The sequence below is a fragment of the Saccharopolyspora sp. genome (assembly GCF_017434145.1).
Taxonomy (GTDB): domain Bacteria; phylum Actinomycetota; class Actinomycetes; order Mycobacteriales; family Pseudonocardiaceae; genus Saccharopolyspora_C; species Saccharopolyspora_C galaxeae.
The window spans coordinates 1-8,561 of sequence record NZ_JAFRFW010000616.1 but is presented as its reverse complement, the minus strand read 5'-3'; the positions used below and the strand labels follow the sequence as shown (position 1 = coordinate 8,561).

General features: G+C 70.3%; 10 protein-coding genes. 2 read left to right on the top strand and 8 right to left on the bottom strand.

The window, feature by feature from the left end; genetic code table 11:
* The 3 genes from IJH84_RS16990 to IJH84_RS16980 form a co-directional block, all read right to left on the bottom strand.
* Positions 1 to 275, bottom strand: a 275-nt coding sequence (locus IJH84_RS16990) for a carboxyltransferase domain-containing protein (protein ID WP_295146133.1), incomplete at its 3' end; no start/stop codon positions are given.
* 4 nt (positions 276 to 279) lie between these two features.
* Positions 280 to 1,050 carry a LamB/YcsF family protein gene (locus IJH84_RS16985; protein WP_295146130.1) on the bottom strand — a complete coding sequence of 257 codons (771 nt, stop codon included), beginning with the start codon at positions 1,048 to 1,050 and terminating at the stop codon, positions 280 to 282.
* Between the two features lie 26 nt (positions 1,051 to 1,076).
* Entirely contained in the window at positions 1,077 to 2,285 is a 1,209-nt protein-coding gene (locus IJH84_RS16980; protein ID WP_295146126.1) for an NRAMP family divalent metal transporter, read from the bottom strand.
* Between the two features lie 318 nt (positions 2,286 to 2,603).
* On the opposite strand from IJH84_RS16980, the gene IJH84_RS16975 reads away from it, so the two are divergent.
* Together IJH84_RS16975 and IJH84_RS16970 are read left to right on the top strand one after the other, a co-directional pair.
* Positions 2,604 to 3,320, top strand: a complete 717-nt coding sequence (locus IJH84_RS16975; protein WP_295146124.1) for a GntR family transcriptional regulator — start codon at positions 2,604 to 2,606, stop codon at positions 3,318 to 3,320.
* 69 nt (positions 3,321 to 3,389) lie between these two features.
* A complete protein-coding gene (locus IJH84_RS16970; protein ID WP_200071076.1) occupies positions 3,390 to 4,229 on the top strand; it encodes an SAM-dependent methyltransferase in 840 nt (279 codons plus the stop codon).
* An 11-nt stretch (positions 4,230 to 4,240) separates the two neighbouring features.
* Here IJH84_RS16970 and IJH84_RS16965 read toward each other — a convergent pair whose 3' ends face one another.
* From IJH84_RS16965 to IJH84_RS16945, 5 genes are all read right to left on the bottom strand, one after another.
* Positions 4,241 to 4,543, bottom strand: a complete 303-nt coding sequence (locus IJH84_RS16965) for a hypothetical protein (RefSeq protein ID WP_295146121.1) — start codon at positions 4,541 to 4,543, stop codon at positions 4,241 to 4,243.
* A 152-nt stretch (positions 4,544 to 4,695) separates the two neighbouring features.
* Complete coding sequence (locus IJH84_RS16960; protein ID WP_295146118.1) at positions 4,696 to 5,976, bottom strand: amidohydrolase family protein; 1,281 nt, start codon at positions 5,974 to 5,976, stop codon at positions 4,696 to 4,698.
* 62 nt (positions 5,977 to 6,038) lie between these two features.
* Positions 6,039 to 6,842 carry an ABC transporter permease gene (locus tag IJH84_RS16955; protein ID WP_200071073.1) on the bottom strand — a complete coding sequence of 268 codons (804 nt, stop codon included), beginning with the start codon at positions 6,840 to 6,842 and terminating at the stop codon, positions 6,039 to 6,041.
* Positions 6,839 to 7,792 carry an ABC transporter ATP-binding protein gene (locus IJH84_RS16950; protein WP_200071072.1) on the bottom strand — a complete coding sequence of 318 codons (954 nt, stop codon included), beginning with the start codon at positions 7,790 to 7,792 and terminating at the stop codon, positions 6,839 to 6,841. The genes IJH84_RS16955 and IJH84_RS16950 overlap by 4 nt, the downstream gene beginning before the upstream one ends.
* A 107-nt stretch (positions 7,793 to 7,899) precedes the next feature.
* On the bottom strand, positions 7,900 to 8,561 hold a 662-nt coding region (locus IJH84_RS16945; protein WP_295146115.1), incomplete at its 5' end, for a PIG-L family deacetylase.

Sequence of the window (8,561 nt, the reverse complement as noted above, 5' to 3'; positions counted from 1 at the left end):
TCGGCCAGGTCTTCGCCGTCGTAGACCACCGGAACGCGCAGCAGGCCGCCGTCGTCGGGCTGGGAATCCGCCGGTCGCGTCTCCCGCACGGCGCGTTCGACCTCGGCGATGTCCGCGCCGGCCTCCAAGTGCAGCAGCAGCGTCCGCGCGGCGGGCACGACGTCGAGCACGCCTTCCGGGGCGGCCCGGGTCAGCGCGCCGTAGAGCGCCTGCACCTCGCGCAGGCCGTCGAGTTCGACGAGCAGACCGGAGTCCGCGCAGCGCATCGTCCGCATCGGCTCACCCGCCCCTGGTCGGGGCGAACGGCGCCAGCTCGACGCCTTGGGCCAGCAGCCGGTCCCGCAGGGTTTCGGCGATCACCACCGCGCCGGGGCTGTCGCCGTGCACGCAGATCGACTGCGCGTGCACCGCGACCTCGCTGCCGTCGACCGCCTCGATCGGTTCGCCGTTCGCCAGCCGCAGGCAGCGCTGCGCGATGGCGTCCGGATCGTGCAGCACTGCGCCGGGTTCGCGGCGGGACACCAGCGTGGCCTGCGGGGTGTAGGCGCGGTCGGCGAAGGCTTCGCGCACGGTGCGCAAACCCGCCGACTCCGCCATTTCCAGCCACTTCGAGCCGGGCAGCCCGAGGACTGCGAGGTTCCGGTCGTATGCGGTGACCGCGTCGACCACCGCGGCGGCCTGCCGCTCGTCCCGCACGATCGCGTTGTAGAGCGCGCCGTGCGGTTTGACGTAGGTGACCTCGGTGCCTTCGACGCGGGCGAGGCCGTCCAGCGCGGCCAGCTGGTAGAGCACCTCGTCGGTGAGTTCCCGCGGCGGCACGTCGATGAACCGCCTGCCGAACCCGGCCAGATCCCGGTAGCCGACCTGCGCCCCCACGGCGACCTCGCGCGCGGCGGCCTCCGCGCACGCCCGCCGGATCACCGAAGGATCCCCGGCGTGGAACCCGCAGGCCACGTTGGCGCTGGTGACCACGGCCAGCAGCGCAGCGTCGTCGCCGAGTTCCCAACGGCCGAAGCCCTCCGCCAGGTCGGAGTTCAAGTCGATCCGCATGTCCGCTCCTCTCCCGGGACGCCCGCTCACTGCCAGAGCCCGGCGATGCCGCTGAGCGAGTTGATGCCCAAGTACAGCGACAGCAGCCAGGCCAGCACCCCGATCACCAGCAGCCAGCGCGGGTAGCGGTACCCGCCGAGCAGGTCGCGGCGCCGCGCGCCCACCCACAGCAGCACGCCGAACCCGACCGGCAGGATCAGCCCGTTCAGCGCACCGGCCAGCACCAGCAGGGTCGTCGGTGCCTGGTTCAGCAGCAGGAACACCGCCGTGGACACCGCGATGAACGCGACGACCAGCCAGGTGCGGCGGCGTTGCAGCGCGGGCGAGAAGGTCACCAGGAACGACACCGAGGTGTAGGCCGCGCCGACGACCGAGGTGATCGAGGCCGCCCACAGGATCATGCCGAACATCCGCACGCCGACCTCGCCCGCGGCGTGCCCGAACGCCGCCGCGGTCGGGTTGCCCGCGGCGCTCAACGACACCCCGGAGGCCACGACGCCGAGCACCGCGAGGAACAGCACCGCCCGCATCAGCCCGGTGACCAGCAGCGACCACACCGAACTGCGGCTGACCTCGACGATGCGCTCCGGTCCGGTAACCCCGGCGTCGACCAGCCGGTGCGCGCCCGCATAGGTGATGTAGCCGCCGACGGTCCCGCCGATGAGGGTGGTGATGGACAGGAAGTCGACGGTGTCCGGCAGCACCGCATGCCGCAGCGACTGCACCACCGGCGGCCCGGACACGACGGCGACGTAGCTGGTCAGCCCGATCATGACCACGCCGAGCACGACCACGATCCGGTCCATCGCCACACCGGCCCGCTTGCTCAGGAAGATGCCGATGGCGACCAGCGCGGAGAGCGCGCCGCCGATCTTGGCGTCCAGTCCGAACAGCGCATCGAGCCCGAGCGAGGTGCCCGCGACGTTGGCGACGTTGAACACCAGCCCGCCGAAGACCACCAGCGCCGCCATCGCGTAACCGAGCCCGGGCAGCACCCGGTTGCCGAGGTCCTGCGCCCGCATCCCGGAGACCCCGATGACCCGCCACACGTTGAGCTGCACGGCCACGTCGATCAGCACCGACAGCAGGATGGCGAACGCGAACGCGGCGCCGAGCTGCACGGTGAACTCGGTGGTCTGAGTGATGAAACCGGGGCCGATGGCGCTGGTGGCCATCAGGAAGACCGCCCCGATCAGCGCGCCGCGGTTGACGCCGGTCGTCTTGGTGTCGCTCATTGCGCTCCCCTCCCGCTCCGCTGCGGGTTCCCTGCCCGGGCGGACCCTGCCCAAATGCCGTGCGCTGGGCTTTCCCCGGCGTGGTGTGCCGCCGTCCCGGCGGTGGGAACACGATAGGGCTCGTTCACCCCGGGATCAATAGGACTTGAGAACGTATCCACGTTTCCCATGTAGGACGTTCGATCGTTCAACAATCCCACGGACGCGGTCGGGGTGCGGCTTGAGCTGCGCGTATCGTTCGGTCGTCGGACGTCCCTACGTTCCGCGGCGCCGTCGTTAAACTTTCGGTTCCCGATCAAGCCCGAGTCTGGAGCGCACATGACCCAGTGGGTCGACCGGTTGGCCGCCGACCGCGTCCTGCTCGAACGCACCAGCACCGTCGAGCGCGTCACCGACCTGCTGCGGCAGCGCATCATCCAGGGCGAGCTGCCGCCGGGCACCCAGCTCTCCGAGGTCAGCGCCAAGGACGCGCTCGGGGTCTCGCGCAACACCCTGCGCGAGGCGTTCCGGCTGCTCGGGCACGAGCGGCTGCTGGTGCACGAGATGCACAAGGGCGTCTCGGTGCGCAAGCCCACCACCGCCGATGTCACCGACCTGTACCGGCTGCGCCGGATCATCGAGGTCGGCGCCGTCCGCTACGCCGAGACCACCAAGAAGTCGCTGGTGGAGGCCGTGGACCGGGCGGTCGCGGCAGGTGAGCGGGCCACCGGCGACGGCGACTGGGTGGAGGTCGGCACCGCGAACATGCGCTTCCACGAAGCACTGGTCGGGCTCGCCGACAGCCCCCGGATCAACGACGCCATGGCCGGGCTGCTGGCCGAGCTGCGGCTGGCGTTCCACGTCATGTCCACCGACGAGGACGGCAACCTCGACCCGGAACGCACCCGCGGCTTCTACGAGAAATACGTGGAACGCAACCGGGTCATCGCCGACAAGGTCGCGCGCGACGAGCTGGAATCCGCCGCCACCGACCTGGCCGGCTACCTCTCCGACGCGGAGGACCACCTGATCCAGGCGTACGAATCCCACCGCTGACAGCCGGTTCTGCTGCTCCGGACGGCTGGTTATGATCACCTGCGTTCGCAGCACACCGGGGAGGTACCTGTGGTCGGGGAGAGTTACCAGGTTCCGCCGCGCGTGGACGTGAGCGTGCCCAGCGTGGCGCGCTGCTACGACTACGCGCTCGGCGGCAAGGACAACTTCGAGGTCGACCGGGCCGCGGTTGCCGCCACCGAAGAGCTGGTGCCGGAAGCCGGGGTGCTGGCGAAGGTGAACCGCTCGTGGCACATCCGGGCCACCCGGTTCCTGTCCGAGCGGGCGGGCATCAAGCAGTACCTGGACCTGGGTGCGGGGCTGCCGACCGCGGAGAACACCCACGAGGTCGTGCACCGGATGGACCGCGAGGCCCGCGTGGTCTACGTGGACAACGATCCGTCGGCCGCCGCGCACGGCCGCGTGCTGCTCGACGACGACGCCTCGGTGCGCTACATCGAAGGCGACCTCACCAAGCCGGAAGAGATCTTCGGCGATCCGGTGGTGCGCGATCATCTGGACCTGTCGCAGCCGATCGCGCTGTACCAGAGCGCGACCCTGCACCACCAGCCCGACGACCTGGACCTGGTCGGGATCATGCGCGACTACGTGGCGGCGTTGGCGCCCGGTTCGTACGTGGCGTTGAGCCACTTCTGGGATCCGGGCGGCGAAGCGGGCGCCATGGTGCGGCGCATCCGCGAGGTCATGCTGGAGCAGGGCCTCGACGGTGAGCACTTCCGCTCCCGCGAGCAGATCTCGGAGATGCTGCCCGGGCTGGAGCTCGTCCCGTCCGGCCCGGCGACCGCCGAGGGTCTGGTGCCGCTGCTGGAGTGGTGGCCGGACGGACCGACGGTCGTCGAACCGGGCGTCGTGCAGCGCTGCATCATGGGCGCCATCGGCCGCAAACCCTGAGCCCGCGTTCACTATCCTTGTCCGCTGCTGCTCGATTTGCGGTTTTCCTCGTTGAAAGGCACCCCGTCCGACCACACGAGGTCCACCTGCTTTGTTTTCCCGTCAGCATCGATCTGCATGATCGGCATGACCTTGTTGATCGGGTTTCCGTGACTCTCCGGGCTGAACGCGATCATGCCGGTGGCGCCGTAAAACGGCCTGGCGCATGTGGTCGTATGCTTGATCGTGCCCGCCACCTCCTTGAGGTTCCTCGTCACCGATGACGTGTTGCGTGCGGCTTCGGCCGCGAGTTTGACCGCGTCGTAGTTGGACATCGCAAGGTGCCGTTGCAGCATCGACCGGGCAGCGGTAGCGGCGCGGAATCGGAATACCGCCACTGTCAGCCCTGGTCATCATTGTCCGGGCAGCCGTCCTCGACGAATTCGGTACGCCGTCCGGCGGTGCAGGTTGCGAATTCGAATACTACCTAGGCGGCTCGATCCACCCGGCGTCCGTTGCGCCAAATGGCGGCTATGTCACGAATGGCATTGATGTCGCTGGTCGGGTCGCCGTCGGCGAGCAACAGGTCGGCTCGGGCGCCGGGTTCGAGCACGCCCCTGCCTTCCAGGCCGAACCGCTGCGCCGGGAGTCCGGTGGCCGAGCGCAGCGCCTCGAGCGGACTCATGCCCGCGTCGACCAGCAACCCGAGTTCGGACAGCACGCTGACACCGCGCGCGGTTCCCGAGTTCGGGACATCGGTTCCGGCGAGTATCGGGACACCTGCCGCATGCAGGGCGCGAACGTTGTCCCGCGCCGCGGCGAATAGGCCCGGCTTGCACCTGTACCGCGCGCTCAGCCCGTCGCGTTGCCGCTGCGACAGGTACGGGGCCAGCGACGGGTCGCGCAGCACCCGGTCCGCTTCGCCCGCGCAGCTCAACGCGTTGAACACGCTCAACGTCGCGGTCACGAACGCCCCGCTGCGGCGCGCCAGCTCGACGACCTCGGGCGGCATCGGGTCCGCCGGCACGTGCGCGAGCCCGTCCGCTCCGGCTTCCAACGCGGTCAGCGCGTCGCGCTGCTGGACCACGTGCACGACGCATCGGGCTCCGCGCGCGTGCGCGGCTTCGATCGCATACCCCACTTGCCGGTCGCTGAGGGTGGGAGTCCGCCCGCCGAACAAGGTGCCGTCGTCCTTGATCACCTTGATGTAGTCCGAACCTTCGGCCAGGCGCGCACCGACGAATCGCGCGATCTCCGCGCGCCCGGCGTCCGGGGCGACCGTGGGGATCGGGCCGTACTCCGTGCCGTGCCCGCCGGGAACGGTCAGCAGCGTGCCCGCCGTCCACAGATCGGAGTACCGGGTCGGTGCCGTGGATTCGCGCTGCTCGCGGTACGGCCCGAGCCGGTCCAGGAACGTGAACATGTCCAGTTCGGTGGTGACGCCGAAGCGGACCGGGTCGGCATCGAGGCCGAACGCGTGCACGTGCGCATCGATCAGACCCGGCAGCACCGTCTTCCCGCGCCCGTCGACGATGTCGATGCCGCGTGACAACGAGGTTTCCGGGCCGACCGCGAGGATGCGCGCGCCCCGCACGACGACGGCGCCGGGGCCGAGCGATCGCCTGCCGTCGAAGACGGCGGCACCTGCTATCGCGAACGTCGGCCCGGATGCGGCGGCGGGCGCGGTGATCGCGGTGCTGATCGAAGCGCCCACGGCGCCTGCCAGCGCCGTCCGTCTGCCGATCCGCGCCGGTACGGAATCGTGCATCGACTACCCCCAGTGTTCTCCCAGCAACACCAGGAAACCAGCATGGTCAACCATGCCGTCGCTCAGTCGATCAGCCTGCGGCGCATCGCGGTGTAGGCGAGCAACCACATCAGTCCAGCGAACCCGGCCAGCGCCAGCACGTGCAGGACGTCCACCGCGGGCTGCGGCCCGAACGCGGCGTGCCGGACCAGCTCGACGCAGTGGTACAGCGGGTTGAACGCCGCTGCGGTCCCCGCCCAGCCCGGCAACTGCGAGATCGGGAAGAACGTGCCCGCCACCAGGAACAGCGGTGTGATCACCGCGCTGACGATGTAGTTGAACGAGTCGATCGCGGGCACGATCGCCGAGCACCAGATGCCGAACAACGCGAAGCCGAGACCGGTGATCACCCCGGTCGGCGGCACCAGCAGCATGCCCGGCGCCGGATCCAGCCCGAACACCATCGCCACCAGCAGCGGCGCGCAGCCGTACACACCGGCCTTGACCCCCAGCCACAGCGCCTCGGCGGTGACGAGTTCGTGCACGTCCACCGGCGCGGCCAGCATCGCGTCGTAGGAGTGCTGGAACTTGCGCCGCACGAACGTGGTGAACATGCCGCCGAAGGCGCTGGTGAACAGCACCGACGTGGCCACCACACCGGTGCCGAGGAACTCGATGTAGGGCAGTCCGCCGATCGTGGCGATCAGCGTGCCGAAACCGAACCCGAACGCCAGCAGGTAGATCGTCGGCTCCACCACCGAGGAGAACGTGCTGGAGATCCAGTACCGGCGGAACAGGGTCATCTCCCGCTTCCAGACCCCGGCGAACGCGGCGAGTTCGAACCGCCGCAACCGCTGCGGAGCCTGTCCGGGCGCGTGCGCGGTCATTCCACGACCTCCCCGGTCAGCGACACGAACACGTCCTCCAGGTTGCTGACCCTGCGGTGCCCGCCGCCGAGCCGCGCGGCCGTGGCTTCGGGCATGAGCTCGGCGCGCAGCACCGAAACCGAAGGCCCGGTCCGCCGGGTCACCAGGCCCGCGTCCACCGCGATCGTCTCCACCTCGCTGAGCCGGTGCGGCGGGCCGTAGTACTCCAGCACTTCCCGACCGGCGTGCTCATCGCGCAGGTCATCGGGTTTGCCGTGGGCGACGACCCGGCCGCGGGACATCACCGCCACGTCGTCGGCGAGGCGTTCGGCCTCCTCGATGTAGTGCGTGGACATCAGCACGGTCACGCCTTCCGCGCGCAACGCGTCGATCAGCGCCCAGAGCTCCTGCCGCACCTGCGGGTCCAGCCCGACGGTCGGCTCGTCCAGCAGCATCAGCCGCGGCGAGTGCACCAGCCCGCGCGCGATCAGCAGCCTGCGCCGCATCCCGCCGGAGAGTTCGTCGGTCTTGGTCTCGGCGCGCCTGTCGAGCTGGGCCAGCCGCAGCGCCCGGTGCACCGCCTGCGCCCGCCGCCCGCGCGGAATCCGGTAGAGCTGCGCGAACACCTCCAGGTTCTGCCGCGCGGTGAGCTCTTCGTCCAGGTTGTCCAGCTGCGGCACCACGCCCATCACGGCCCGCGCGCGCTTCGACTGCCGCGGCACCGCGAAACCGAGCACGTCGATCTCGCCGGAGTCCGCCCGGGTCTGCGCGGTGATCATCCGCATGGTGGTGGACTTGCCCGCGCCGTTCGGCCCGAGCAGCCCGAGGCAGGTCCCGGCGGGCACGGTCAGGTCCAGCCCGTCCACCGCGGTGATCTCGCCGTATCGCTTGACCACACCGCGCAGCGCGAGCGCGGGGACGGTCGTCGCCTCCGCCCCTGCGCGCCCGGCCGCGCGGTCCCTCGTGGTCATGCGCTCCCCCAGCCGGTCTACGGGATTCCGCCGTCAACCGTACGTCTTTTCCCGGGGTTTTCCGCCTGGTGCGCAGCGTCGGTACTGGTCTTCGTCGGGGCCTGCGCTCACAGCCCCGCGAACAAGTCGGTTTCCTGGTCGTGCTCGCCCGCGCCGGGCCCGCGTTCGCCGCGGACCAGCAGGAAGTGCTCCTGGACGAACTCGGGTTGGCGCACCATCCGGGCGAAGAAGCCGTCGTCATCGACGTCGACCTGGCTGCGGTAGTGCCGCAGCGCGGCGAGTTTGCGCGGGTGCTGCGCGGTGCCGTCGAGCACGGCGGTGATCTTCGCGTCCGGTACGGCGCCCGGGTTGAAGTCGGTGGCTCCGGCGGCGTGCATCCGTTCGACGAACGAGGTGGGCAGCGTGATCCAGTAGACCTTCGGCACCGTCCAAGCTTCGCCGAGCTGCGGCTCCCAGTCCGCGTCCGCTGCCGGGTCCAGCGAGTTCATCACCGCGCGGTTCGCGGCGATGTGATCGGGGTGGCCGTAGCCGCCGTAGTCGTCGTAGGTGACCACGACGTGCGGGCGTTCGGCGCGCAGCAGCCGAACCACTTCGCGGGTCACCTCGCCCGGGTCGGCGGCGGCGAACACGCCTTCGGCGCTGTTGCTGGTCAGCCCGGCCATGCCGCTGTCGCGCCACCTGCCGGGTCCGCCGAGCCAGTGCTGCCGGATGTCGCCGAACTCGGCGAGCGCGCCGTCGAGTTCCCGGCGGCGGTGCTCGCCGAGCGCCT